Below are 25986 nucleotides of genomic sequence, written 5' to 3' on the forward strand. Positions count from 1 at the left end.
GCAAGCATGGGCAAAGAGCACAAGGCCAGTATTGACGGGGATCAATGGGCGCAGTGTGTGCGGGAACGCGGCTGGTTGTGGGATGCCGCGACAGGGTCTATCGCGCGTACGCCCGCGGCGCTGATCCTGGCCCACGGTGCGGGCGCGCCGATGGACTCGGGCTTCATGAACGACATGGCTGCACGCCTTGCCGGGCATGGCGTGAACGTGTTGCGCTTCGAGTTTCCGTACATGGCCCAGCGTCGTGTGGACGGCGGTAAACGCCCACCCAATCCAGCCCCGAAACTGCTGGAGTGCTGGCGTGAGGTGTATGCCGAGGTGCGACGTCATGTCGCTGGGAAACTGGCGGTGGGCGGCAAGTCCATGGGCGGGCGGATGGCCAGTTTGCTGGCGGATGAATTGGGCGCGGATGCGCTGGTGTGCCTGGGTTATCCGTTTTATGCGGTGGGAAAACCGGAGAAACCCCGGACCGAGCATCTGGCCGGGCTGAAGACGCCGACGTTGATTGTGCAGGGCGAGCGGGATGCGCTGGGCAATCGGGCGGCGGTGGAAGGGTATGTGTTGTCGCCGAGTATCGAGGTGATGTGGCGGGTGGCGGGGGATCATGATTTGAAGCCGTTGAAGGCTTCGGGGTTTAGCCATGAGCAGCATCTGGAGGCTGCGGCGGTGGCAGTCTCGGGGTTTCTCGCTGGTCTTGAGTGAAACCTGTGGCGAGGGAGCTTGCTCCCGCTGGGCTGCGTAGCGGCCCCAAAATCCAGGGAGCGCTGCGCACTCCAGCGGGAGCAAGCTCCCTCGCCACAGGTGAGTCGATTACCGGTTAAACCGTTCCACCAGCGAGTACTGGGTATTGGCGGTATGCGTCAGCTCTTCACTCAACTGCGCCGAGTTCAGCGCCTGTTCCGACGTCTGGTCCGCCAGCAACGCAATGGTGCTGATATTACGGCTGATTTCTTCCGCCACCGAGCTCTGCTCTTCGGTCGCCGCCGCAATCTGCGCCGTCATATCAGTGATGTGCGCCACCGCCTCGCTGATCCCGACCAGCGCCTGGTCCGCCTCCATCACCCGTGCCACACCTTCCTCCGCCTGGCGATGCCCGGCGTCCATGATCTGAACGGCGGCATTGGCGGTCTGTTGCAGCTTGGCGATCAGCGCGTGAATCTGCCCGGTGGACTCGCTGGTACGCTGGGCCAATTGCCGCACTTCGTCGGCCACTACCGCAAAGCCCCGGCCCATCTCGCCGGCACGGGCCGCTTCGATGGCCGCGTTCAGTGCCAGCAGGTTGGTCTGGTCGGCGATGCCCTTGATCACGTCCACCACGCCGCCGATTTCATCGCTGTCCTTGGCCAGCTGGGTCACGGTCACGCCGGTTTCCCCGACCGCTACCGACAGGCGCTGAATCGCCTCGCGGGTTTCGCCGGCGATATCACGGCCACGGCCGGTCAGGCGATTGGCTTCCTGGGTGGCATCGGCGGTGCGTTGCACGTGGCTGGCGACTTCCTGGGTCGTCGCGGCCATCTGGTTGACTGCGGTAGCCACCTGTTCGGTTTCCACACGTTGGCGTTCAAGACCGCTGGAGCTGTTATGCGCCAGGGTATTGGACTGCGCCGCCTGGGAGTTAAGGTGCTCAGCCGTGTCCTGCAAACGGGTAAGACACGTCTTCAGGCGCGCTTCCTGGCTGAGGATCGACATCTCCAGGCGTGCCTGGGCGCCGCGGCTGTCGGTGTACATCTGCGCAATCAGCGGGTCGGACGTGGTCTGTTCGGCCAGGCGCAGCAAACGCTTGAGCCCGCGCTGTTGCCAGCTCAGGCCCAACAGGCCCAGTGGTACCGACAGCGCGGCGGCCAGGGCAAAGCCCCAGTGGGAATTGAGCCAGGCGCCAATCAGAAAGCTCAACTGGCTGACCAGGATAAACGGCATCCAGTCCTGCAACACCGGCAGCCACTTGTCACGGCGCGGGATGGCCGGCTTGCCCTGGTTGATACGCTGGTAAAGCGCTTCGGCACGGCGGATCTGCTCGGCGGTGGGCTTGACCCGCACCGACTCGTAGCCGATCACCTGATTGCCGTCGAAGACCGGTGTCACATAGGCGTTGACCCAATAGTGATCACCGCTCTTGCAGCGGTTCTTGACGATGCCCATCCATGGCAAGCCTTGTTTGAGCGTCGACCACATGTGTGCGAACACTGCCGCCGGAACATCCGGATGACGAACCAGGTTGTGCGGGGCACGCAACAGTTCGTCATGGGAAAACCCACTGATCTCGACAAAGGCGTCGTTGCAGTAGGTGATCACGCCTTTGGCATCCGTGGTGGAGATCAACCGTTGCTGAGCGGGGAAGGTACGTTCGCGCTGGGTAACGGGTTGGTTATTACGCATGATTGTTCAATCCGCAAGGCTTTGATGGGTTGTCGGCCGCTACGGGGTTTTATTTAACTTATTTTTGCAACAATCGGCTCAGCCTCAGCCCGCCAGCATCGGATAGGTAAACAACCCGAAATGCAGCAGGTTCAAGCCGAAGTGCGTGACGATCGCCGCGCCCAACCCACCAAAGCGATACGCCAGGCCGTATCCCAGGCCGGCGATGGTTGCCAGCAGGGTCCACTGCCAGCCTGCGCCCAGGTGGACCAGGCCGAACAAAAGCGCTGCCAGTAACAGCGCGAGGTTTTCACCATAGGGCAACTGCTTGAACCGCCGGCTCAACCCACCCTGGATATACCCGCGAAACAGCGCTTCCTCCACCAGCGTCACCAGCAGCAGGTTGTTCAGCACCCACAGCCACGCCTGCTCCGGCCACTTCGGCGCCCAACTGATAACCCCCAGCAACGCAGCACCGCCCAGTGCGGCAATCGCCGTCAGGGTCAATGCCAGTGCCGTGGCATAGATCGACAGGCGCAATGACCGGCGCGCCACAATCCACGGGCAGGCCAGCAGCAGCCAGAAGCCGATCAGCGGTTTGTCCTGGTTCAGGTACATCGAAAAAGGTACGGCGTCGGCGGTAAAGCGCTGCGGTGCGATCCCGCGACCGTTGTAGAAGCCCGGCAGCCAATGCATGGCCAACCCCAGCGCCAGCACGATAAACAGGCCGTGGCCGAGATAGCGCACCCAAGGGTTTCGCTGCTGGCGCACGGCAAATCCTGCCAACAGCAACATGGCGACGGACAACGCCGCCATCAAACCCAATTGCCCGTAGCTCAAGGCGAATACATAGCCAATGGAAAGAAGCGCCAGGTACAGCCATGGCAATGCAAGCATGGGAAATCCTTGTGACCGTCAAAATCTGAGGGCGGCAGTATAACGACCGTCGTCCACGGTAAAAATGAAAACACCGCCTCGGGAGGCGGTGTTTTGTGTAGCGCGTGTCAGTTACGAGGCAATCAACTGCCGCAACACGTAGTGCAGGATCCCGCCCGCCTTGAAGTACTCGACCTCATTCAGGGTGTCGATGCGGCACAGCACTTCGACCTTCTCGCTGCTGCCATCTTCACGGGTGATCACCAGCGTCAGGTTCATGCGCGGCTCGATCTCGGCGTGGGTCAGCCCGAGGATGTCGATCTTCTCCTTGCCGGTCAGCTTGAGGGCCTTGCGGTTCTGGTCCAGCTTGAACTGCAGGGGCAGCACGCCCATGCCTACCAGGTTGGAGCGGTGAATCCGCTCGAAACTCTCGGCGATCACCGCCTTGACCCCCAGCAGGTTGGTGCCCTTGGCCGCCCAGTCGCGGCTTGAGCCGGTACCGTATTCCTGGCCGGCGATCACCACCAGCGGCGTGCCCGAGGCCTGGTACTTCATGGCGGCATCGTAGATCGGCATTTTCTCGCCGGTAGGGATGTAGATCGTGTTGCCGCCTTCCTCACCGCCGAGCATTTCGTTGCGGATGCGGATGTTGGCGAAGGTGCCGCGCATCATCACTTCATGGTTGCCGCGACGTGAGCCGTAGGAGTTGAAGTCCCGCGGTTCGACGCCTTGCTCGCGCAGGTATTTGCCGGCCGGGCTGTCGGTCTTGATGTTACCGGCGGGGGAGATGTGGTCGGTGGTCACCGAGTCCCCCAGCAATGCCAGCACGTTGGCGCCCTTGACGTCCTCGATCACCGGCAGCGGGCCGCCAATGTCGTCAAAGAACGGTGGGTGCTGGATGTAGGTGGAGTCCTTTTGCCACACGTAGGTGGCGGCCTGCGGCACTTCAATGGCTTGCCACTGTTCGTCGCCGGCAAACACTTCGGCATATTCCTTGTGGAACATCTGGGTACTGACTTGCGCGACGGCGTCGGCGATTTCCTTGCTGCTGGGCCAGATGTCCCGCAGGTACACCGGTTTGCCGTCAGAGCCGGTGCCCAGCGGTTCGCTGCTGATGTCCATGCGCACGGTGCCGGCCAAGGCATAGGCCACCACCAGGGGCGGGGACGCCAGCCAGTTGGTTTTCACCAGTGGGTGCACCCGGCCTTCAAAGTTACGGTTGCCCGAAAGCACCGACGCTACCGCCAGGTCGGCTTTCTGGATGGCTTTTTCGATCGGCTCGGGCAGCGGGCCGGAGTTGCCGATGCAGGTGGTGCAGCCATAACCCACCAGGTCGAAGCCCAGCTTGTCGAGGTATTGGGTCAGCCCCGCCGCTTTGTAGTAGTCGGTGACCACCTTGGAGCCGGGTGCCAGGGACGTTTTCACCCATGGCTTGCTCTTCAGTCCTTTCTCCACGGCCTTTTTCGCCACCAAGCCCGCCGCCATCATCACGCTGGGGTTGGAGGTGTTGGTGCAGGAGGTAATCGCGGCGATCACCACCGCGCCGTTTTTCAGGCGATAGGTCTGGCCTTCGAAGTCGTAGTCGGCTTCACCGATCAGGTCGGCGTTGCCCACCGCAACACCGCCACCGCCTTCACTTTCCAGGCGGCCTTCTTCCTTGTTGGTCGGTTTGAATTGCAGGTCGAGGAAGTCGCTGAAGGCTTGGCCGACGTTTGGCAGGGAAACACGGTCTTGAGGGCGTTTTGGCCCCGCGAGGCTGGCTTCGACGCTGCCCATGTCCAGGGCCAGGCTGTCGGTGAAGATCGGTTCCTGGCCTGCATTGCGCCACAGGCCCTGGGCTTTGGTATATGCCTCCACCAGCTTGACGGTTTCCGCAGGACGGCCCGACAGGCGCAGGTAGTCCAGAGTCACGTCGTCCACCGGGAAGAAGCCGCAAGTGGCGCCGTATTCCGGGGCCATGTTGGCGATGGTGGCACGGTCGGCGAGTGGCAGGTCGGCCAGGCCGTCGCCATAGAATTCGACGAATTTCCCGACCACACCTTTTTTACGCAGCATCTGGGTGACGGTCAGCACCAAGTCGGTGGCGGTGATGCCTTCCTTCAGTTTGCCGGTGAGCTTGAAGCCGATCACTTCCGGGATCAGCATCGACACCGGCTGCCCGAGCATCGCGGCCTCTGCTTCGATTCCGCCCACGCCCCAGCCCAGTACGCCGAGGCCGTTGATCATGGTGGTGTGGGAGTCGGTGCCTACCAGGGTGTCGGGGAAGGCGTAGGTGCGGCCGTCTTCATCCTTGGTCCAGACGGTGCGGCCGAGGTATTCCAGGTTGACCTGGTGGCAGATGCCGGTGCCCGGTGGCACTACGCTGAAGTTGTCGAAGGCACTCTGGCCCCAGCGCAGGAAGGCGTAGCGTTCGCCGTTGCGCTGCATTTCGATGTCGACGTTTTCCTGGAAGGCGCCGGTGGTGGCGAACTTGTCGACCATCACCGAGTGGTCGATCACCAGGTCCACCGGGGACAGCGGGTTGATGCGCTGCGGGTCGCCGCCGGCCTTGGCCACGGCGGCGCGCATGGCAGCCAGGTCGACTACGGCGGGCACGCCGGTAAAGTCCTGCATCAGCACCCGGGCGGGTCGGTATTGGATCTCGCGGTCGGAGCGGCGCTCCTTGAGCCAGGCGGCAATGGCCTTGAGGTCGGCGCCGGTGACGGTCTTTTCGTCTTCCCAGCGCAGCAGGTTTTCCAGCAGCACCTTGAGGGACATCGGCAGCTTGTCCAGATCACCCAGGCTCTTGGCGGCTTCGGGCAGGCTGAAGTAGTGATAGGTCTTGTCGTCGATCTGTAAGGTTTTAAGGGTTCTCAGACTATCAAGGGATGACATTACATGACTCCTTATGGTCCGCACGGCTACGGACCTGACGGGACGAACAGAGCTTATAAATTAGCCCTGTTTTAAGTAGCTGGCTAATTACTGGACTCTATCAATAAGTCCAAGGTTCCGAACTCGGCTATCATGCGCGCGTTTTCATGACAGGCATTGCGCTATAGCACGCCCGTGATCCAGGAGAGTTGATGAACACCCTTTTTATGCACTGCCGCCCGGGTTTTGAAGGCGAAGTCTGTTCCGAGATCGCGGAACACGCCGCTCGCCTGAACGTTTCGGGCTATGCCAAAGCCAAGACCGGCAGCGCCTGCGCCGAATTTGTCTGCACCGAAGAAGACGGCGCCCAGCGCCTGATGCGCGGCCAACGCTTTGCCGAGCTGATCTTCCCAAGGCAGTGGGCGCGCGGGGTGTTCATCGATTTGCCGGAAACCGACCGCATCAGCGTGATCCTGGCGCACCTGCGGGATTTCCCGGTGTGCGGCAGCCTGTGGCTGGAAATGGTCGACACCAACGATGGCAAGGAGCTGTCGAACTTCTGCAAGAAATTCGAAGTGCACCTGCGCAAAGCATTGATGGCCGCCGGCAAGCTGGTGGAAGACGCCAGCAAGCCGCGCCTGCTGTTGACCTTCAAGAGTGGCCGCGAAGTGTTCATGGGACTGGCCGAGTCGAACAACTCGGCCATGTGGCCGATGGGCATCCCTCGCCTGAAATTCCCGCGAGACGCGCCAAGCCGTTCGACCTTGAAGCTGGAGGAGGCCTGGCACCACTTTATCCCTCGTGATCAGTGGGACGAGCGTCTGCACAGCGACATGACCGGCGTCGACCTCGGCGCAGCGCCTGGGGGCTGGACCTGGCAATTGGTCAACCGTGGCATGCTGGTGACCGCCATCGACAATGGCCCGATGGCCGAAAGCCTGATGGACACCGGCCTGGTACAGCACTTGATGGCCGACGGCTTCATCTACACCCCCAAGCAGCCGGTGGACTGGATGGTCTGCGACATCGTCGAGAAACCGGCGCGTAACGCGGCCCTGCTGGAAACCTGGATTGGCGAGGGGCATTGCCGCGAGGCGGTGGTCAACCTGAAGTTGCCGATGAAGCAGCGTTATGCCGAAGTGAAGCGCCTGCTTGAACGCATCGCGGAAGGCTTCAAGGAACGGGGCGTTCGGGTGGAGATTGGCTGCAAGCAGCTGTACCACGACCGTGAAGAAGTGACCTGCCATTTACGCCGGTTGGATGTGAAGAAGCCAAAGGCCCGGTAACCCGTCCCCTGTAGGAGCGAGCTCGCTCGCGAAAACCTCGAGGGCGCCGCTGACTACCTGGCGCCCCGCATTACCGCTAAAATGCCGGCCTGTTTAGGAGTAGACCATGAGCCTGACCCCTGATTTGCCCGTCGATGCCGTCCTTGACGCCACCGGCCTAAACTGCCCCGAACCGGTGATGATGCTGCACCAGCACATCCGTGACCTGGCGCCCGGCGGCTTGCTCAAGGTGATCGCGACCGATCCGTCGACCCGTCGCGATATTCCCAAGTTCTGCGTGTTTCTCGACCATGAGCTGGTGGGCCAGCAGGAACAGGCGGGCACTTACCTGTACTGGATCCGCAAGAAGTCCGCTTAGGCCCTGCGAATCCGCTTGCGTGCACTGCGCACCAGGCGGATTACCAGCATCGCCGCCGCACAGCTCAGGCCCACGATCAGCCCCTGCCACAAGCCGCTCGGGCCGCGCGCCTGGCCCAGCCACTCGGTCAGCCCCAGCGCGTAGCCCACCGGCAAGCCCACGCCCCAATACGCAAACAGCGTCAGCACCATGGTCACCCGTGTGTCCTGGTAACCGCGCAACGCGCCGGCGGCCGTGACCTGGATCGCGTCCGAGAACTGAAACAGCGCCGCAAACACAATCAGCATCGCCGCCACCTGGATCACCAGCGGGTCCTGGGTGTAGAGGGTGGCGATCTGTTCGCGAAACAACAGCATCAGGCTGCAGGACAGGCAGGCATACACCAGCGCCGTGCCCATCCCGACACCTGCCGCGAAGCGCGCTTCACGGGGTTCGCCGCGGCCCAGGGCCTGGCCGACGCGCACGGTGACGGCCATGCTCAGGGAGTAGGGGATCATGAACACCAGCGAGCTGAAGTTCAGCGCAATCTGGTGCCCGGCTACCACGGTGGCGCCGAGGCTGCCGATCAGCAGCGCGATCACCGCGAAGATGCTCGACTCGGCAAACACCGCAATCCCGATGGGCAAACCAATGCTCAGCACGCGCTTGATCACCGACCATTGCGGCCAGTCAAAACGCTTGAACAGCTCGCTGCTCTGATACACCGGCGCCCAGCGGGTCCAGGCGGCCAGGCCGAGCATCATCACCCACATCACGATCGCGGTGGCCCAGCCACAACCGATGCCGCCCATGGCCGGCACGCCGAAGTGGCCGTAGATGAACACATAGTTCAGCGGAATATTCAGCGCCAGCCCGCACAGGCCCATGACCATGCTCGGCCGCGTTCGGCCCAGGCCGTCGCTGAAGCAGCGCAACACGTAATACAGCGCAATGGCCGGCATGCCCGAGGCGATGCCGTGCAGGTAGCCCATGCACGGCTTGATCAGCTCGGGATCGACCTTCATCACATGCAGGATCGGTTCGGCACTGATCAGCAACAGCAGCGCGGTAATCCCCACCACCAGTGCCAGCCACATCGACTGGCGCACCAGCGGGCCGATTTCACCGTGGGTGCCGGCACCAAAGCGTTGGGCGACTTTCGGTGTGGTGGCCAGCAGGGTGCCGGTCATCAGCAGGTACACCGGGATCCAGATGGAGTTGCCCAGGGCGACTGCCGCCAGGTCCCGGGAACTCACACGCCCGGCCATCACGGCATCGACAAAGCCCATGGCGGTGGTCGCCAGTTGCCCGATCATGATCGGCAGGGCCAGGGCCAGCAGATTGCGCACTTCAAGGCTGACGCGGGCGGGGCGGGAGAGGGCGGTGGTGGTTGTGGCAGTGTTCACGTACGGATGTCCGATAGGGGGAGCGCAGGACGGCGCATTCTACGCCTTGACGTGTTGGTCAGGAAAAAACCTGTGTTGTGGATTTGTAAACACAGCCCAGCGCAAATATTGCTTTTTGTGGCGAGGGAGCTTGCTCCCTCACCACAAGGAAAACCGCTGTACACTGCTGATCCGCGAAAGGAGCCTGCCATGCTGATTGTTGCCGACGAAAATATCCCGCTGCTCGATGCATTCTTCGAAGGATTTGGCGAGATTCGCCGGGTTCCAGGCCGGTCCATCGACCGCGCGACGATCGAACAGGCCGATGTGCTGCTGGTGCGTTCGGTGACCAACGTCAACCGGGCTTTGCTCGAAGGCACACCCGTGCGGTTTGTCGGCACCTGCACTATCGGCACCGACCACCTCGACCTTGATTACTTCCAGCGCGCCGGCATCCAGTGGTCCAGCGCCCCCGGCTGCAACGCCCGTGGCGTGGTCGACTATGTGCTGGGCAGCCTGCTGACCCTGGCCGAAATCGAAGGCGCCGACCTGGCCCAACGCACCTATGGCGTGGTGGGTGCCGGTGAAGTCGGCGGGCGCCTGGTCAAGGTGCTCAAGGCGTTGGGCTGGAAGGTGCTGGTGTGCGATCCGCCCCGGCAGATCGCCGAGGACGGTGATTACGTCAGCCTGGAGCAGATTGTCGAGCAGTGTGATGTGATCAGCCTGCACACGCCGCTGAACAAATCCGGCAACGGTTCCACCTGGCACTTGTTCGACCGCGAGCGCCTCAACCAACTGAAGCCCGGCGCCTGGCTGATCAACGCCAGCCGTGGTCCGGTGGTGGACAACGCCGCCCTCAAGGAGGTGCTGTTGGAACGCGAAGACCTGCAGGCCGTGCTGGATGTGTGGGAAGGCGAGCCCCAGGTGGACGTCGACCTGGCCGACTTGTGTGTGTTGGCCACCCCGCATATCGCCGGCTACAGCCTGGACGGCAGGCAGCGCGGTACGGCGCAGATCTACCAGGCGTTATGCCGGTATCTTGGCCAGGAGGCGATCATTCAACTCAACGACTTGCTGCCGGAACCCTGGTTGGCCGAGGTTACCCTCAACGCCAATACCGACCCGGCCTGGGCGCTGGCGGCCCTGTGCCGTGGCGTGTACGACCCGCGCCGTGACGACGCGGATTTCCGCCGCAGCCTGGTAGGCACCGTGGACGAGCAGCGCAAGGCGTTTGACCAACTGCGCAAGCTCTACCCGCCGCGGCGCGAGATTGAGGGTTTGAAGGTGCGAATCAGCGGCGACTCTGCGGCCTTGTCTAACATCGTGGCGGCATTGGGCGCGCAGGCCATCTGAAGGCATAAAAAACCCGGCCATCAAGGCCGGGTTTAAAAGAGCGTGGGCGATTCAGCCTCGCTTGGCAGGCTTGACCAATTTCTGTTCCAGTTCGGCGCAGGCGCTCTGGATCATCTCTTCGGTGATTTGCACTTCGCGGCCTTGAGCGTCGATGTACGAGCAAGGCAACTGCTGCGGCTGGCGGATCACTTCAATTTTGGCGTTGCTGCTGTTTTGCAAGGACATGGCCCGTCTCCTCATCAGGTTGTGTACCTACTTTAAAATCACTGCGTGACCGCGTTGTTACAACTCCTTGCGCGGTCAGCAGATCGAATGCCCAGTCCAGCAGAAACCGATACAAATTTCCAGCCAGGCCTTAGACCGATAGCCTCTAGGGGCTAGGTTCGGTAAGCATAATTAACCTGACTCATTGTGATTCGCTCAAGTTCCCCCCATGTAGCTACGTAGGTTCCCGTCTCCCAGCCTCAGGTGAAACTCGCCATGCTCTCAGCCCGTCAACGCCGCGCGATTCGCCTGGCCAGCCGCTTCGTCGCTCCCTACCGCTGGCAGGCCCTGGGGGCCTTGTTGGCCCTGATCGTCACCGCTGGCATCACCTTGTCCATGGGGCAGGGCATTCGCCTGCTGGTGGACCAGGGCTTCATGACCCAGTCGCCGCACCTGCTCAACCAGTCCATCGGCCTGTTCATGATTCTGGTGCTGGGCCTGGCGGTGGGCACCTTTACGCGGTTTTACCTGGTGTCGTGGATCGGCGAGCGGGTGGTGGCCGACATCCGGCGGCAGGTGTTCAACCACTTGATCTACTTGCATCCGGGTTTCTACGAAAACAACCGCAGTTCGGAAATCCAGTCCCGGTTGACCACCGACACCACCTTGCTGCAATCGGTGATCGGCTCTTCGCTGTCGCTGTTCCTGCGCAACGCCCTGATGGTGATCGGCGGGATCGTGCTGTTGTTTGTCACCAACCCCAAGCTCACCAGCATCGTCGTGATCGCGCTGCCGCTGGTGCTGGCGCCGATTTTGATCTTTGGCCGCCGGGTGCGCAGCCTGTCGCGCCTGAGCCAGGACCGCATCGCCGACGTGGGCAGCTACGTGTCCGAGACCCTTGGCCAGATCAAGACGGTGCAGGCCTACAACCACCAGGTGCAGGACGAGCGGCGCTTTGCGGTGACAGTGGAGGAGGCGTTCACCACCGCGCGCAAACGCATCCTGCAGCGTTCGTGGCTGATTACCCTGGTGATCATGCTGGTGCTGGGTGCAGTGGGCGTGATGCTCTGGGTCGGCGGCATGGACGTGATTAGTGGACGGATTTCCGGTGGTGAACTGGCCGCGTTCGTCTTCTACAGCCTGATCGTCGGCAGTGCCGTCGGCACCTTGAGTGAAGTGCTGGGTGAGTTGCAACGAGCGGCCGGTGCGGCAGAGCGGATTGGCGAGTTGCTGCAATCGAGCAACGAGATCCAGGCGCCCGAGGCAAACGTCATCAAGCTGCCGGAGCGGGTCAGCGGCCGCCTGGAAATCCAGGATTTGCGCTTCTCCTATCCGTCGCGCCCGGATCGTTTTGCTATCGACGGCTTGAGCCTGAGCATCAATGCCGGTGAAACCCTGGCCCTGGTCGGCCCGTCGGGCGCGGGCAAATCGACGATCTTCGATCTGCTGCTGCGTTTCTACGATCCGCAGCAAGGCCGCATCCTGCTTGAAGGCCACCCGCTGACCGGTCTCGACCCGCTGGACCTGCGTCGCTGTTTCGCCCTGGTGTCCCAGAGCCCGGCGCTGTTCTTTGGCACTGTCGAAGAGAACATCCGCTACGGCAATCCATTGGCCACCTTTGCTCAGGTCGAAGAAGCGGCGCGCATTGCCCACGCCCACGATTTCATCCTGCAAATGCCCGACGGCTACCAGACCCACCTGGGCGACGGCGGCATGGGCCTTTCCGGCGGCCAGCGCCAACGCCTGGCCATCGCCCGGGCCTTGTTGGTGGATGCACCGATCCTGCTGCTGGACGAAGCCACTAGCGCGCTGGACGCCCAAAGTGAACACTTGATTCAGCAAGCGCTGCCACAGTTGATGGAAGGGCGCACCACCCTGGTGATCGCCCACCGGTTGGCCACCGTGAAGAACGCCGACCGGATTGCCGTGATGGACCAAGGTAAGCTGGTGGCGGTGGGGACGCATCAGCAACTGATTGCGAGTAATCCACTGTACGCACGGCTGGCGGCGTTGCAGTTCAGTGACGGTGAGTCGACCACCCACTGATTCACCGCCCAAAAAAAATGCCCGCATCTCTCAATGCGGGCATTTTTTATGGGACAGCGTTACTTACTGATCATCAAAATACCGCTCATGCCAATCCACCAGCGGCTGTGGCGCATTGAGCTTCTGCCCGTAGATCACCGAATAAGACAGCACGTTCTGCACATACTGACGGGTTTCGTCGAACGGGATGCTTTCCACCCACACATCGAAACTCAGGTGATCGGCGCCACGCAGCCATTGGCGTACACGGCCCGGGCCAGCGTTGTAGGCAGCGGTGGCGAGCACGCGGTTGCCGTTGAACTGGGCATGGACCTGGCTCAGGTACGCCGCGCCGAGCTGGATGTTCTTGTCCGGGTCGAGCACTTGCTGTTGCGAGGCCAGCGGGATGCTGAACTTGCGTGCGGTCTCTTTGGCGGTGCCCGGCATCAGCTGCATCAGGCCGGTGGCGCCGACGCCGGAGCGCGCATCGTCCATGAAGGCGCTTTCTTGGCGGGTGATCGCAAACACCCAGCTTGAATGCACGCCGCGGACCTTGGCTTCACGCACCAGGGTGTCGCGGTGGGCCATCGGGAAGCGGATATCCAGGTCATCCCAGTATTGCGCCTGGCTGATGGTGCGGATCGCCGGGAAGTACCACTTCATGTCATAGGCCAGCTTGGCCTGGGCGACCATTTCGTCGCGGTTGAAGTGCCGGCTCACGTGGTACCACTCGCGACGGCCATCAACGATCTGGCCGCGGGCATAGAACTCCAGGGCCCGGCGTACGCCCGGGGTGTTGCGCACCTTGTTCATCAGCGCCTGGCTCATCACCAGCGGCTTGTTGGTCAGTTGGTACGGCGACTGGGAGCGATCCGCCGCCAGGAAGCCGTAGAAGTCACGTTCCTTGGCCAGGCCCTTGTACATCACCAGGGCTTGCGGGTTTTTCGGCTCTGCCAGTTCCAGGCTGCGGGCCTGCCAGTAGCGCCAGCGGTTGGTGGTGGCCAGGTCCTGGGGCAGCTTGCGGGTCAACTGGTAGGCGTCTTCCCAGCGGGCAAGGCGCAGCAGCAGGCGCAGGCGCCATTCGGAAACGGTGTTGTCCCGCAGTTCCGGATCGTATTTGGTCATCACGTCGAGGGCGCGCGGGTCGTAGCGGCGCGCCAGGGTCAAGCCGATTTCCCGGGCGATCGACACTTTTTCGTCACGAGAGAAGTGCATGCTGCTGGCATAACCGTCGAGCAGGGCCATGGCCTTGTCCGGATCCTGGCGGGCCAGGCGGCGAAGGCCCAGGCCGACGGCGTCGGACATGGCCTCGTTGGCCGGCAGGAAGCGCGACGGGTCGCTGAGCATGTCGGGCTTCTGCGCCACGTCCACCATCAGGCGGCCTTGGGCGCCGAGGGTCGGCAAGGTTTTCACCAGGCTGTTGGCCAGCGGGTAGTTGCGGGCTTCGGCGGCGAGTTTGGCGCGGTCCCAGATTTTCTGTTCGGTCAGTTGGCCGTCGGCGGCCCACTGGCCAAAGGTGGCATCACAGGCAGCAGGCTGGGATTTACCGGTCAGCCACAGCTTCTCGGTGGTTTTATAACCTTCGGCTTTTTGGTTATGGGTCAGCTGGAACTGGCCGTGCAGACAGTCCAGTTCGACGAAATTGAGTTTTGGATCGTAGTACTTTTCAAAGGTTTGCCAGTCGCCACGGTCGGCCAGCCAGCGCAACCAGCGCAGCTTCATCCAGTTGGCCTGGGGCAGGTCGCCGTTCTTGGCGAGGAATTGTTCGATTTCCTCGTTGCTCGCGGTTTTCAGGCGCGCGGTCAGTTCGTCGTAGGCCAGGTATGGCGTCAACGGGTAGTCGGCCAGGGCCTGGCTGTACTGGAAGTACGGGCCGCTGTCGCCTTTGGCGAGGGCTCGCTTGGCTTCATCGTAATATTGACGTTGGGTGGTGAGGTCCACGGCCTGGGCGGATTGAACGGCGGTGGCAGAAAGAAGCAGACAAGATAAAAAGCTGAAAAGGCGACTGCGCATGAGACGTCCGTGCAGAGGAATCTGGACTAGTGCCGACGTCGCCGACACTGATTGCCCCTAGCTTAGCCTTTTGCCCGCAGCCGGTGAAAGCTTTGCCGGTCGCTTCGTTCAAGTTCATCTGAAATGTCCGACAGAACATGTCAACGGCGAAAATGCCGGCCGCCTCGCGCCCTAAGTCAGGTAGAATGCGCGCCCAGTTTTTGGAGAAGCGTATGACCCTGCTCAAATTCAGCGATGTGTCCCTTGCTTTCGGCGCTATGCCGTTGTTGGACAAGGTGTCCTGGCAGATCGCCCGTGGTGAGCGGGTGTGCATCATCGGCCGCAACGGCACCGGCAAGTCCAGCATGATGAAGCTGGTAAAAGGCGACCAGAAGCCCGACGAAGGCTCTGTATGGCGCGCCCCCGGCCTCAAGATTGGCGAATTGCCGCAAGAATTGCCGGTGGCCGACGGACGGACAGTGTTCGACGTGGTTGCCGAAGGCCTGGATGGTGTGGGCGCATTGCTCGCCGAATACCATCACCTGGCGCAGAACTGCGTCACCGAAGAAGACCTGGACAAGCTGATGCACGTCCAGCAAGACCTCGAAGCCCGTGACGGCTGGCGCCTGCAGCAATTGGTCGACAGCACCCTGAGCCGCCTGCAACTGCCGGCCGACAAGACCCTCGCCGAATTGTCCGGCGGCTGGCGTCGCCGCGTCCTGCTGGCCCAGGCCCTGGTTTCCGAACCGGACCTGCTGCTGCTCGACGAACCGACCAACCACCTGGACATCGGCGCAATCGCCTGGCTTGAAGAAGCCCTCAAGGATTTCCAGGGCGCCGTGCTGTTCATCACGCACGACCGTTCCTTCCTGCAAAACCTCGCCACACGCATCCTCGAACTGGACCGCGGTGGCCTGATCGATTGGAACGGCGACTACGCCAGCTTCCTGGTGCACAAGGAAGCCACCCTGGCTGCCGAAGAAACCGCCAACGCCTTGTTCGACAAGCGCCTGGCCCAGGAAGAAGTGTGGATTCGCCAGGGCATCAAGGCCCGTCGTACCCGTAACGAAGGCCGTGTGCGTGCCTTGAAAGCCCTGCGTGTTGAACGCAGTGAACGCCGCGAGCGCACCGGCAAGGCCAACATCATGCTGGAAACGGCCGACAAGTCCGGCAAGCAAGTGATGGTGCTGGACAACGTCAGCTTCCATCACCCGGACGGCCCGTTCCTGATCAAGGACTTCTCCATGGTCCTGCAGCGCGGCGACCGTATCGGCCTGCTCGGCGCCAACGGTACCGGCAAGACCACCTTGCTCAAGCTGATGCTCAATGGCCTGCAGCCGACCAGCGGTAAAGTGGAAGAGGGCACGCGCATCGACGTGGCCTACTTCGACCAGTTGCGTCACCAGTTGGACCTGGAAAAAACCGTGATCGACAACGTCGCCGAAGGTCGCGACTTTATCGACATCGACGGCCAGAGCCGCCACGTGTTGAGCTACCTGGGCGACTTCCTGTTCAGCCCGCAGCGTGCACGTACGCCGGTTAAAGCCTTGTCTGGTGGTGAGCGTGCGCGCCTGCTGCTGGCCAAGTTGTTCAGCAAGCCAGCCAACCTGCTGGTGCTCGACGAACCGACCAACGACCTCGACGTTGAAACCCTGGAGCTGCTGGAAGAGGTCTTGCTGACCTTCAACGGCACCGTGCTGATGGTCAGTCACGATCGGGCATTCCTCGACAACGTGGTCACCAGCACCCTGGTCTTCGAAGGTGAAGGCAAGGTGCGTGAATACGTCGGTGGTTATCAGGACTGGCTGCGTCAGGGCGGTTCGCCGCGCCTGCTGGGGGTGACCGAAAGCAAATCCGGCAAGGCTGACCTGACCTCGGCCGTGGTTGCCCCGGTGGCTGCTGCTCCTGCCCCTGCGCAAGAAGCGCCTGCGGCCAAGAAGAAGCTCAGCTACAAGCTGCAACGCGAGCTGGAAGCACTGCCGGGCGATATCGATGCCAAGGAACAGCAGATCGCTGCCGTTGAAGCTGAAATGGCGGACGCGGGTTTCTATCTGCGCCCTGCTGCCGAAACCGCCAAGGTGATTGCATCCCTCGAGCAGTTGAACAGCGAGCTGGAAGCCCTGGTTGAGCGCTGGGCCGAGCTGGATGCCTGAGTGATTCAAGCGCAATAAAAAACCCGGCGCTCATTAGTATGGGCGCCGGTTTTTTTGTGCGAAACGCGGTTCAAATGTGGGAGCGGGCTTGCTCGCGAATGCGGTGTGTCAGTCCCTATATTTGTCGACTGATCCACTGCTTTCGCGAGCAAGCCCGCTCCCACACAAGCCCGCTCCCACATTGGATTGCTGTTGGTCTTACGAGCTCTTTACCAGTTTCACGGCCAGCACATCGCAAGGTGCGCCGTGCAGCACGTCATTGGCGGTGGAGCCCAGCAGCAATGCCAGGCCGTGACGGCCGTGGCTGCCGACCACGATCAGGTCGCAACCTTGTTCCTTGGCCAGGTGGTGGATTTCCTGGCGCGGCTGGCCGTAGGTCAGGTGGCTCTGGTCTTTTTTCAGGGCAGGGTACTTGTTGATCAGTCGATCAAGACGCTCCTTGGCCTGGTCGAACTGCTGCTGTTGCAGCTGGGAAAGGTCCATTGGCACGTCGCCACCAAAGGCCATGGCCATCGGTTCGACGATATGCACCAGGGACAGCTTCACCGAATCGCCTGCAAGGCCTACGGCCCGCTTGATCACGGGGTCGCATTCTTCGGTCAGGTCCACGGCGACCAGAATATGTTCGTAGGGCATGAGGAGTTTCTCCAAAGGAAAGCGATAAGTTCAGTATGGCTTGTTTCAAGCGGATGGGGTTGCGTCAGGTCAAATCCGCTCATCAAGAAATTCGGGAGTACACATATGACGGTCTGGATAGTGGTGTCAATCCTTGCGCTGGTTTTGAGTCCGCTGGCGTGGCTGCGTCCTTCGCGCCATTCGAGCGGGCGCATGGCTTTGCGCATGGAGGCGCGGCGCATCGGTTTGGCCATGCAACTGACACCTCAGGAGTGGCCGCACTGGCTCAAGCACGAGCCGCCGAGCCCGTGCGCGCAGTATCACCGGCCACGACGCGGCACCAAGCTTGTGACCTGGAGTTATTGGCAGTTGGAACCGGGGGTGTGGGTCAATCAGTGGCAGGAAATCTGCGTTGATGAAAAGTTGTTGCCGCATTTTGCGACGCTGCCTGAGAACGTCTACAAAGTCGAAGCCGACAAGCAAATGATCACCCTGTACTGGGGCGAGAAGGGCGAGTTGAGCGTGTTGCACGACATTAATGCGGTGCTCAAGGCGCTGGCCTGAGATTTCTGCAGGCATTAAAAAGCCCGAAAGTATCATCGGGCTGGAGTTGGCCAGGCAGGCCGGTAATTCGTTTTACGTGCCGCTAGCCTAGCCGCATATTCGGTTCTGTACAGCCCTTTAAAGCAAAATTCACATTATTGATTTCGCGAATGATTAAACATTGGCGGGGCGATGCCGGCTGCCCCGGGTTCTGAAATGACTGAAAAGTCGCGTTTTTGCGGCCCTTTCGAGCGATTGACAATTCTTCGGATTTGGCTGAAGGTGACGTACCCAAATCAAACGGGCGTATGAATTGAGCGTTTGTCTTTCAGACCATTCGTACAGAATCCCGACTATCGCGTTGGCGGGTGTGCCTGGCAAATTGGCGTTAGCATCGACGGTAACGTCAGTGTCTACGCTGAATCCTGCGTCCGACGTGTACTGTTCAGCTTCCATATCGTGGAGATCAGTTGATGATTTACGAAGGTAAAGCCATCACGGTTAAGGCTCTTGAAAGTGGCATCGTCGAATTGAAATTCGACCTCAAGGGTGAGTCCGTCAACAAGTTCAACCGTCTAACCCTGAATGAATTGCGTCAGGCCGTAGACACCATCAAAGCAGATGCATCGGTCAAGGGCGTGATCGTCTCCAGCGGCAAGGACGTGTTCATCGTCGGCGCTGACATCACCGAATTCGTCGACAACTTCAAGCTGCCCGATGCCGAGCTTGTGGCTGGCAACCTCGAAGCCAACAAGATTTTCAGCGATTTCGAAGACCTCAACGTGCCGACCGTTGCCGCGATCAATGGCATCGCCCTGGGCGGCGGTCTGGAAATGTGCCTGGCCGCCGACTTCCGCGTGATGTCGACCACCGCGAAAATCGGCCTGCCGGAAGTCAAGCTGGGTATCTACCCAGGCTTCGGCGGTACCGTGCGCCTGCCGCGCATCATCGGTGCCGACAACGCCATCGAGTGGATTGCCGCCGGCAAGGAAAACCGTGCTGAAGACGCGCTGAAAGTCGGCGCCGTGGATGCCGTGGTGGCTCCCGACAAGCTGGCAGAAGCCGCACTGAACCTGATCAAAGGCGCCATCAGCGGCGAATTTGACTACAAGGCCAAGCGTCAGCCAAAGCTCGAAAAACTCAAGCTCAACGCCATCGAACAAATGATGTCGTTCGAAACCGCCAAAGGTTTCGTGGCTGGCCAGGCCGGCCCGAACTACCCGGCGCCGGTTGAAGCGATCAAGACTATCCAGAAGGCCGCGAACTTCGGTCGCGACAAGGCCCTGGAAATCGAAGCTGCCGGCTTCGTCAAACTGGCCAAGACTTCTGCGGCGCAGAGCTTGATCGGTCTGTTCCTGAACGACCAGGAATTGAAGAAAAAGGCCAAGGCCTACGACGAAATCGCCCGCGATGTGAAACAGGCTGCCGTACTCGGCGCCGGTATCATGGGCGGCGGTATCGCTTATCAGTCGGCGTCCAAAGGCACGCCGATCCTGATGAAAGACATCAACGAACACGGTATCGAGCAGGGTCTGGCAGAAGCCGCGAAACTGCTGGTTGGCCGCGTGGATAAAGGCCGCATGACGGCAGCGAAAATGGCCGAAGTGCTTAACGGCATTCGTCCTACGCTGTCCTACGGCGACTTCGGCCACGTCGACCTGGTGGTCGAAGCGGTTGTCGAGAACCCGAAGGTCAAGCAGGCGGTACTGGCTGAAGTTGAAGCCCAGGTTAAAGAAGACACTATCCTGGCTTCCAACACCTCGACCATTTCCATCACCTTGCTGGCCAAGGCCCTCAAGCGTCCGGAAAACTTCGTCGGCATGCACTTCTTCAACCCGGTGCACATGATGCCACTGGTGGAAGTAATCCGTGGCGAGAAGTCCAGCGAACTGGCCGTTGCCACCACCGTTGCCTACGCCAAGAAAATGGGCAAGAACCCGATCGTCGTCAATGACTGCCCGGGCTTCCTGGTCAACCGCGTACTGTTCCCGTACTTCGGCGGTTTCGCCAAGCTGGTCAGCGCCGGTGTGGACTTCGTGCGCATCGACAAGGTCATGGAAAAATTCGGCTGGCCGATGGGCCCGGCGTACCTGATGGACGTGGTCGGCATCGACACCGGCCACCACGGTCGCGACGTAATGGCTGAAGGCTTCCCGGACCGCATGAAAGACGACCGCCGCTCGGCGATCGACGCGCTCTACGAAGCCAAGCGCCTGGGCCAGAAGAATGGCAAGGGTTTCTACGCTTACGAGACCGACAAGAAGGGCAAGCAGAAGAAAGTGGCCGACCCATCGGTTCACGAAGTACTCGCGCCGGTCATCTACGAACAGCGTGAAGTGTCCGACGAGGACATCGTCAACTGGATGATGATCGCCCTGTGCCTGGAAACCGTGCGCTGCCTGGAAGATGGCATCGTTGAAACCGCAGCCGAGGCCGACATGGGCCTGGTCTACGGTATTGGTTTCCCTCCATTCCGTGGTGGTGCGCTGCGTTACATCGATTCCATCGGTGTGGCCGAGTTCGTTGCCCTGGCTGATCAATACGCTGATCTGGGCCCGCTGTACCACCCGACTGCGAAGCTGCGCGAGATGGCCAAGAACGGCCAGAGCTTCTTCGGTTAAGTGCCCAGACGACTAGAGCGAGAATATTTATGAGCTTGAATCCAAGAGACGTCGTGATTGTCGACTTCGGTCGTACGCCGATGGGCCGCTCCAAGGGCGGCATGCACCGCAACACCCGCGCTGAAGACATGTCGGCGCACCTAATCAGCAAATTGTTGGAACGCAACGTCAAGGTCGACCCGAACGAAGTCGAAGACGTGATCTGGGGCTGCGTCAACCAGACCCTGGAGCAGGGCTGGAACATCGCCCGCATGGCTTCCCTGATGACGCAGATCCCGCACACCGCTGCCGGCCAGACCGTCAGCCGCCTGTGTGGCTCGTCCATGAGCGCGCTGCACACCGCTGCCCAAGCGATCATGACCGGTAACGGTGATGTGTTCGTGGTCGGCGGCGTGGAGCACATGGGCCACGTCAGCATGATGCACGGTGTCGATCCGAACCCGCACATGTCGCTGTACGCGGCGAAAGCCTCGGGCATGATGGGGCTGACTGCGGAAATGCTCGGCAAAATGCACGGCATTACCCGCGAAGCCCAGGATGCGTTCGGCCTGCGTTCCCACCAGTTGGCCCACAAGGCCACCGTGGAAGGCAAGTTCAAGGATGAAATCATCCCGATGAACGGCTACGACGAGAACGGTTTCCTGAAACTGTTCGACTACGACGAAACCATTCGTCCGGACACCACCCTGGAAAGCCTGGCGGCCTTGAAGCCAGCCTTCAATCCAAAGGGCGGCACCGTGACAGCCGGTACTTCGTCGCAGATCACCGACGGTGCTTCGTGCATGATCGTGATGTCGGCCCAGCGTGCCCAGGACCTGGGCATCCAGCCGATGGCCGTGATCCGTTCGATGGCAGTCGCAGGTGTGGACCCGGCAATCATGGGCTATGGTCCAGTACCGGCCACACAAAAAGCATTGAAGCGCGCAGGCCTGACCATCTCCGACATCGACTTCTTTGAGCTCAACGAAGCTTTCGCCGCACAGGCCCTGCCAGTGCTGAAAGATTTGAAAGTACTCGACAAGATGAACGAGAAGGTTAACCTGCACGGCGGCGCGATTGCCCTGGGTCACCCGTTTGGGTGTTCCGGTGCTCGTATCTCCGGCACGTTGCTGAACGTGATGAAGCAAAATGGCGGCAACCTTGGGGTTGCGACCATGTGCATTGGCCTCGGCCAAGGCATCTCCACCGTCTTCGAACGTATCTAAACGTTTCGCTGACGGAAGCCGGGGCCCAGTGCCCCGGTTTTTGTTTTTTGGAATTTTTTATATTTTTTTTAACAAATTTTGTAAGAGGGTCAGAGCATGAAAGTCGAACCAGGGCTCTACCAGCATTATAAAGGTCCGCAGTACCGCGTTTTTAATGTGGCGCGGCATTCCGAGACCGAAGAGGAAGTGGTGTTTTACCAAGCACTGTATGGCGATTACGGCTTTTGGGTGCGTCCCTTGAGCATGTTCCTGGAGACCGTCGAAGTTGACGGCGAACAGGTCCCGCGCTTTGCTTTGATCCAGGTCGAACCCAGCCTTTTTTCCGCGCAATAAAGGCAGGCCGCGCAGAATGCTGCGCTTGACCTCACCTTGTTGCCACTATATATAGCGTTGCCGCGTCAGGCGCCAACCGCCTTTCACTTCTCGAATTCAGGAATTTTCCGATCCATGGGCAAATCGCTGGTCATTGTGGAATCCCCGGCTAAGGCCAAGACCATCAACAAGTACTTGGGTAACGAGTACGTGGTGAAGTCGAGTATCGGCCATATCCGAGACCTGCCCACCAGCGGTTCGGCTAGCGCCAGCAAGGAGCCTGCCGCCAAGCGCGGCAAGGCGGCTGCGGGCGAAGGTCCGGTGCTCACGCCTAAAGAGAAAGCGCGCAAGCAGTTGGTCTCGCGCATGGGTGTCGATCCCGATCATGGCTGGAAAGCCAAGTACGAGATCCTCCCAGGCAAGGAAAAGGTCATCGAAGAGCTGCGCCGGCTCGCCAAAGATGCTGACACCATCTATCTCGCAACCGACTTGGACCGCGAAGGGGAGGCTATTGCCTGGCACCTGCGGGAAGCCATCGGTGGTGACGACAGCCGCTACAAGCGCGTGGTGTTCAACGAAATTACCAAGAAGGCAATCCAGGAAGCCTTCTCCAAGCCGGGCGAATTGGACATTGACCGCGTCAATGCCCAGCAGGCCCGTCGCTTCCTCGACCGCGTCGTGGGTTACATGGTCTCGCCGCTGCTGTGGGCGAAGATCGCCCGTGGCCTGTCCGCCGGCCGTGTGCAATCGGTTGCGGTAAAGCTGGTGGTGGAGCGTGAGCGCGAGATTCGTGCGTTCAACCCTGAAGAATATTGGGAAGTGCACGCTGACCTGGGCACTGCCAAGGGCAACAACGTGCGCTTTGAAGTGGCCCGCGAGAAAGGCGAAGCCTTCAAGCCGCTCAACGAAGCCCAGGCCATGGCCGCGCTGGAGAAGCTCAAGGCTTCCAGCTACAGCATCGTCAAGCGTGAAGACAAGCCCACCAGCAGCAAGCCGTCGGCGCCATTCATCACCTCCACCCTGCAACAGGCTGCGAGCAACCGCCTGGGCTTCGGGGTGAAGAAGACCATGATGATGGCCCAGCGTCTGTATGAAGCGGGCTACATCACGTATATGCGTACCGACTCCACCAACCTGTCGCAAGACGCGGTGGCGATGGCGCGCACTTATATTGAAAGCGAGTTCGGCAAGAAGTACCTGCCGGAGAAGCCGAACGTCTATAGCAGCAAGGAAGGCGCACAAGAGGCTCACGAAGCGATTCGTCCCTCCGACGCCAACACTGAGCCAAGCAAGCTGAGCGGCATGGAGCGCGACGCTGAGCGCCTCTACGAGCTGATCTGGCGCCAGTTCCTGGCCTGCCAGATGCTGCCGGCGCAATACCTGTCGACGACTGTCAGCGTGGGTGCTGGTGACTTCGAGCTGCGCGCCAAGGGCCGTATCCTCAAGTTCGACGGTTACACCCGCGTGATGCCGCAAATCGCCAAGCCGGGCGACGACGACGTGCTGCCGGACATGGCCCAGGGCGATGTGTTGAAGCTGATCAAGCTCGACCCGTCCCAGCACTTCACCAAGCCGCCGGCGCGTTATTCGGAAGCCAGCCTGGTCAAGGAGATGGAAAAGCGCGGTATCGGTCGTCCTTCGACCTACGCGGCGATCATTTCCACCATCCAGGACCGTGGCTACGTTGCGCTGCACAACCGTCGTTTCTACTCGGAAAAGATGGGCGACATCGTCACCGAGCGCCTGTCCGAGAGCTTCTCCAACCTGATGGACTACGGCTTCACCGCCGGCATGGAAGAGAACCTCGATGACGTGGCCCAGGGCGAACGCGACTGGAAAAACGTGCTCGACGAGTTCTACGGCGACTTCAAGAAGAAACTTGAAGTGGCTGAAAGCGCCGAGAACGGCATGCGGGCCAACCAGCCGGTGATGACGGACATTCCGTGCCTCACCTGCGGCCGCCCGATGCAGATCCGTACCGCGTCCACCGGCGTGTTCCTGGGTTGCTCGGGTTACAGCCTGCCGCCGAAAGAGCGCTGCAAGGCTACCGTCAACCTGGTGCCGGGCGATGAAATCGCTGCCGATGACGAGGGTGAATCCGAGTCGCTGGTACTGCGTGGCAAGCACCGTTGCCCGATCTGCAGCACGGCGATGGACGCCTATCTGCTGGACGAGAAGCACAAGCTGCACATCTGCGGTAACAACCCGGATTGCAACGGCTATGAGATCGAAGAAGGCACTTACCGCATTAAGGGCTACGAAGGTCCGAGCCTGGAATGCGACAAGTGCGGCAGCGAGATGCAGCTCAAGACCGGCCGTTTCGGCAAGTTCTTCGGTTGCACCAACCCAACGTGCAAGAACACCCGCAAACTGCTGAAAAGCGGTGACGCGGCGCCGCCGAAGATGGACCCGGTGAAGATGCCTGAACTCAAGTGCGAGAAGGTCAACGACACCTACATCCTGCGTGATGGCGCTTCGGGGCTGTTCCTGGCTGCCAGCCAGTTCCCGAAAAACCGCGAGACCCGTGCTCCGCTGGTGATCGAGATCGTGCCCCACAAGGACGAGATCGATCCGAAGTACCACTTCCTCTGTGAAGCGCCGAAGAAGGACCCGGACGGTCGCCCGTCCGTGATCCGCTACAGCCGCAAGACCAAGGAGCAGTACGTGCAGACCGAAGTGGAAGGCAAGCCTACCGGCTGGAAAGCGTTCTACGACGGTGGCAAGTGGAAGGTCGAGGACAAGCGCCAGGGCGCTTGATACGATCAGCCGCATGAACAAAGGCCGCCTTTATAGGCGGCCTTTTTTTGCGCTTGCAGTGGACTTGGCTGATCCGTGACACTGTTCAGCCAGCATCACGCCTTATTCGTTGTGGAGACTGCCTTCATGGCCAACGAACTCTATACCCGTACCAACCAGAAAATTTACTTCGCGGGTTTGTCCCTGGAAGCCCTTGGCCGCGCCGAGGAAGGAAAGGAGATGAACGCTATCGCGCTGGTACAGGCCGGGCGTGAAGCGGCGCTGTTCCACCTGTATGGCGCCTTGCTTGGCTTGTGCCATGAAATTGCCGGGTTCTACCGCTTGCCTCAGGCCGGTTCGCCGCGTGCAGAGATGATCATCAACCGTGATGTACTGGACTCCATGGCCATTCCGGAGTTGGCCGAGCTGGTGGAAATGGCGCAGAGCCCGGACAGCTGGTTGGCGCGCTTGCTGGTAGCTCACGCCGAGATGTTCCAGCCGCCTCGTGTACCCCACAAGCCCAAGGGTGATGTGACCCAGCCGCTGATCCTGGCTGTGAGCCTGGAAGAAGAGGGGCCTGCGCCATTAAGCCGTGAAGAGCTGGAAAGCTGGCGACAGGAGCTGAAGAAGTTGGCCATTCGTTTTCGGGATGGGCTGAACGAGTGCTGAAGGCTTCTCGCTGACGCCTGGCGCTCTTGTGGCGAGGGAGCTTGCTCCCGCTGGGCTGCGAAGCAGCCCCAAGGCTTTCCAGGCCTGGCAGTGTCAGTTGTCGGAGGGCCGCGGCTCAGCCCAATGCGGGCAAGCCCGCTCGTCACAACACTGATATAATGCCGGCCTTTCGTGGAGAACAGACTTTTATGCCAACGTCCTTTCTGGAAATTGTTGAACTGCCCGACGGCCGAATCGAGCTGCGCCGGGCTGAGGACGAGGGTTCTCTGGTAATTTTGGATTTTTCCGAAGACGCAAAGGCGTTCCTGCAGGGCCAACACGTGGAAGTGGCAAAAGCCATGTTGAGCGTAGGTGTGCAGATGGCAGGGCGCTTGGCTGAAGGCGAACCTGAGAAGGAAGACGGCCCACGGATTCTTCACTGAGTCCGTTTGTCAGCTTTTTTGTAAGCTTTAGTCGTGCAGATCGG

The 25986-nt window shown here is 60.8% G+C and carries 20 protein-coding genes; 13 read left to right on the plus strand and 7 right to left on the minus strand.

Annotated elements, in window-relative coordinates; genetic code table 11:
* The first annotated feature begins 6 nt into the window (after positions 1-6).
* Entirely contained in the window at positions 7-702 is a 696-nt protein-coding gene (locus D109_RS0112495) for an alpha/beta family hydrolase (RefSeq protein WP_017477186.1), read from the plus strand.
* A 108-nt stretch (positions 703-810) separates the two neighbouring features.
* On the opposite strand, the gene D109_RS0112500 is transcribed toward D109_RS0112495, so the two are convergent.
* The 3 genes from D109_RS0112500 to acnA form a co-directional block, all read right to left on the minus strand.
* Complete coding sequence (locus tag D109_RS0112500) at positions 811-2376, minus strand: PAS domain-containing methyl-accepting chemotaxis protein (RefSeq protein ID WP_017477187.1); 1566 nt, start codon at positions 2374-2376, stop codon at positions 811-813.
* 84 nt (positions 2377-2460) lie between these two features.
* On the minus strand, positions 2461-3252 hold the full coding sequence (locus D109_RS0112505) for a CPBP family intramembrane glutamic endopeptidase (RefSeq protein WP_017477188.1): 792 nt from the start codon (positions 3250-3252) through the stop codon (positions 2461-2463).
* Between the two features lie 111 nt (positions 3253-3363).
* On the minus strand, positions 3364-6105 hold the full coding sequence (gene acnA, locus D109_RS0112510; RefSeq protein WP_017477189.1) for an aconitate hydratase AcnA: 2742 nt from the start codon (positions 6103-6105) through the stop codon (positions 3364-3366).
* A 191-nt stretch (positions 6106-6296) separates the two neighbouring features.
* On the opposite strand from acnA, the gene rlmM reads away from it, so the two are divergent.
* Positions 6297-7370, plus strand: coding sequence for a 23S rRNA (cytidine(2498)-2'-O)-methyltransferase RlmM (rlmM, locus tag D109_RS0112515; RefSeq protein WP_017477190.1), 1074 nt, complete (start codon positions 6297-6299; stop codon positions 7368-7370).
* Positions 7371-7476: 106 nt separating this feature from the next.
* A complete protein-coding gene (tusA, locus tag D109_RS0112520; RefSeq protein WP_017477191.1) occupies positions 7477-7728 on the plus strand; it encodes a sulfurtransferase TusA in 252 nt (83 codons plus the stop codon).
* On the opposite strand, the gene D109_RS0112525 is transcribed toward tusA, so the two are convergent.
* A complete protein-coding gene (locus D109_RS0112525) occupies positions 7725-9113 on the minus strand; it encodes an MATE family efflux transporter (RefSeq protein WP_017477192.1) in 1389 nt (462 codons plus the stop codon). The genes tusA and D109_RS0112525 overlap by 4 nt on opposite strands.
* 189 nt (positions 9114-9302) lie before the next feature.
* On the opposite strand from D109_RS0112525, the gene pdxB reads away from it, so the two are divergent.
* Positions 9303-10445 (plus strand): 4-phosphoerythronate dehydrogenase PdxB, encoded by a 1143-nt coding sequence (pdxB, locus tag D109_RS0112530; protein ID WP_017477193.1) that lies wholly within the window; start codon positions 9303-9305, stop codon positions 10443-10445.
* A 51-nt stretch (positions 10446-10496) separates the two neighbouring features.
* Here the strand turns inward: pdxB and D109_RS1000000134600 are convergent, their stop codons facing one another.
* Entirely contained in the window at positions 10497-10670 is a 174-nt protein-coding gene (locus D109_RS1000000134600) for a PA1571 family protein (RefSeq protein WP_010176367.1), read from the minus strand.
* 255 nt (positions 10671-10925) lie between these two features.
* Between D109_RS1000000134600 and D109_RS0112540 the strand changes: the two genes are divergently transcribed.
* A complete protein-coding gene (locus tag D109_RS0112540) occupies positions 10926-12695 on the plus strand; it encodes an ABC transporter transmembrane domain-containing protein (protein ID WP_017477194.1) in 1770 nt (589 codons plus the stop codon).
* A gap of 63 nt (positions 12696-12758) precedes the next feature.
* Here D109_RS0112540 and D109_RS0112545 read toward each other — a convergent pair whose 3' ends face one another.
* A complete protein-coding gene (locus D109_RS0112545; protein WP_017477195.1) occupies positions 12759-14687 on the minus strand; it encodes a transglycosylase SLT domain-containing protein in 1929 nt (642 codons plus the stop codon).
* A 212-nt stretch (positions 14688-14899) separates the two neighbouring features.
* Between D109_RS0112545 and D109_RS0112550 the strand changes: the two genes are divergently transcribed.
* Positions 14900-16819: an ATP-binding cassette domain-containing protein gene (locus D109_RS0112550; protein ID WP_017477196.1), complete on the plus strand. Its 1920-nt coding sequence runs from the start codon at positions 14900-14902 to the stop codon at positions 16817-16819.
* Positions 16820-17017: 198 nt separating this feature from the next.
* Here D109_RS0112550 and D109_RS0112555 read toward each other — a convergent pair whose 3' ends face one another.
* Complete coding sequence (locus D109_RS0112555) at positions 17018-17455, minus strand: universal stress protein (protein WP_003218985.1); 438 nt, start codon at positions 17453-17455, stop codon at positions 17018-17020.
* Between the two features lie 105 nt (positions 17456-17560).
* Here D109_RS0112555 and D109_RS0112560 point away from each other — a divergent pair, with 105 nt between their 5' ends.
* From D109_RS0112560 to D109_RS0112590, 7 genes are all read left to right on the plus strand, one after another.
* Positions 17561-17998: a hypothetical protein gene (locus D109_RS0112560; protein ID WP_017477197.1), complete on the plus strand. Its 438-nt coding sequence runs from the start codon at positions 17561-17563 to the stop codon at positions 17996-17998.
* A 452-nt stretch (positions 17999-18450) separates the two neighbouring features.
* On the plus strand, positions 18451-20598 hold the full coding sequence (gene fadB, locus D109_RS0112565; protein WP_017477198.1) for a fatty acid oxidation complex subunit alpha FadB: 2148 nt from the start codon (positions 18451-18453) through the stop codon (positions 20596-20598).
* A gap of 29 nt (positions 20599-20627) precedes the next feature.
* Positions 20628-21803, plus strand: a complete 1176-nt coding sequence (fadA, locus tag D109_RS0112570; protein WP_003218978.1) for an acetyl-CoA C-acyltransferase FadA — start codon at positions 20628-20630, stop codon at positions 21801-21803.
* A gap of 96 nt (positions 21804-21899) precedes the next feature.
* Positions 21900-22136, plus strand: coding sequence for a DUF1653 domain-containing protein (locus D109_RS0112575; RefSeq protein WP_010176359.1), 237 nt, complete (start codon positions 21900-21902; stop codon positions 22134-22136).
* 114 nt (positions 22137-22250) lie between these two features.
* Complete coding sequence (gene topA, locus D109_RS0112580) at positions 22251-24872, plus strand: type I DNA topoisomerase (RefSeq protein WP_017477200.1); 2622 nt, start codon at positions 22251-22253, stop codon at positions 24870-24872.
* Between the two features lie 126 nt (positions 24873-24998).
* Positions 24999-25520, plus strand: a complete 522-nt coding sequence (locus tag D109_RS0112585) for a DUF6586 family protein (protein WP_017477201.1) — start codon at positions 24999-25001, stop codon at positions 25518-25520.
* A 188-nt stretch (positions 25521-25708) separates the two neighbouring features.
* Complete coding sequence (locus D109_RS0112590; protein ID WP_003218969.1) at positions 25709-25942, plus strand: hypothetical protein; 234 nt, start codon at positions 25709-25711, stop codon at positions 25940-25942.
* The last annotated feature ends 44 nt before the right edge of the window (positions 25943-25986 follow it).

It is taken from the genome of Pseudomonas sp. PAMC 26793, assembly GCF_000313235.1.
GTDB lineage: Bacteria > Pseudomonadota > Gammaproteobacteria > Pseudomonadales > Pseudomonadaceae > Aquipseudomonas > Aquipseudomonas yamanorum.

What these genes read in the sequence shown, in the direction of transcription:
- D109_RS0112495 (WP_017477186.1), top strand. Translation starts at nt 7, where the DNA reads ATGGGCAAAGAGCACAAGGCCAGTATTGACGGGGATCAATGGGCGCAG.
- D109_RS0112500 (WP_017477187.1), bottom strand. Translation starts at nt 2,376, where the DNA reads ATGCGTAATAACCAACCCGTTACCCAGCGCGAACGTACCTTCCCCGCT.
- D109_RS0112505 (WP_017477188.1), bottom strand. Translation starts at nt 3,252, where the DNA reads ATGCTTGCATTGCCATGGCTGTACCTGGCGCTTCTTTCCATTGGCTAT.
- acnA (WP_017477189.1), bottom strand. Translation starts at nt 6,105, where the DNA reads ATGTCATCCCTTGATAGTCTGAGAACCCTTAAAACCTTACAGATCGAC.
- rlmM (WP_017477190.1), top strand. Translation starts at nt 6,297, where the DNA reads ATGAACACCCTTTTTATGCACTGCCGCCCGGGTTTTGAAGGCGAAGTC.
- tusA (WP_017477191.1), top strand. Translation starts at nt 7,477, where the DNA reads ATGAGCCTGACCCCTGATTTGCCCGTCGATGCCGTCCTTGACGCCACC.
- pdxB (WP_017477193.1), top strand. Translation starts at nt 9,303, where the DNA reads ATGCTGATTGTTGCCGACGAAAATATCCCGCTGCTCGATGCATTCTTC.
- D109_RS1000000134600 (WP_010176367.1), bottom strand. Translation starts at nt 10,670, where the DNA reads ATGTCCTTGCAAAACAGCAGCAACGCCAAAATTGAAGTGATCCGCCAG.
- D109_RS0112540 (WP_017477194.1), top strand. Translation starts at nt 10,926, where the DNA reads ATGCTCTCAGCCCGTCAACGCCGCGCGATTCGCCTGGCCAGCCGCTTC.
- D109_RS0112545 (WP_017477195.1), bottom strand. Translation starts at nt 14,687, where the DNA reads ATGCGCAGTCGCCTTTTCAGCTTTTTATCTTGTCTGCTTCTTTCTGCC.
- D109_RS0112550 (WP_017477196.1), top strand. Translation starts at nt 14,900, where the DNA reads ATGACCCTGCTCAAATTCAGCGATGTGTCCCTTGCTTTCGGCGCTATG.
- D109_RS0112555 (WP_003218985.1), bottom strand. Translation starts at nt 17,455, where the DNA reads ATGCCCTACGAACATATTCTGGTCGCCGTGGACCTGACCGAAGAATGC.
- D109_RS0112560 (WP_017477197.1), top strand. Translation starts at nt 17,561, where the DNA reads ATGACGGTCTGGATAGTGGTGTCAATCCTTGCGCTGGTTTTGAGTCCG.
- fadB (WP_017477198.1), top strand. Translation starts at nt 18,451, where the DNA reads ATGATTTACGAAGGTAAAGCCATCACGGTTAAGGCTCTTGAAAGTGGC.
- fadA (WP_003218978.1), top strand. Translation starts at nt 20,628, where the DNA reads ATGAGCTTGAATCCAAGAGACGTCGTGATTGTCGACTTCGGTCGTACG.
- D109_RS0112575 (WP_010176359.1), top strand. Translation starts at nt 21,900, where the DNA reads ATGAAAGTCGAACCAGGGCTCTACCAGCATTATAAAGGTCCGCAGTAC.
- topA (WP_017477200.1), top strand. Translation starts at nt 22,251, where the DNA reads ATGGGCAAATCGCTGGTCATTGTGGAATCCCCGGCTAAGGCCAAGACC.
- D109_RS0112585 (WP_017477201.1), top strand. Translation starts at nt 24,999, where the DNA reads ATGGCCAACGAACTCTATACCCGTACCAACCAGAAAATTTACTTCGCG.
- D109_RS0112590 (WP_003218969.1), top strand. Translation starts at nt 25,709, where the DNA reads ATGCCAACGTCCTTTCTGGAAATTGTTGAACTGCCCGACGGCCGAATC.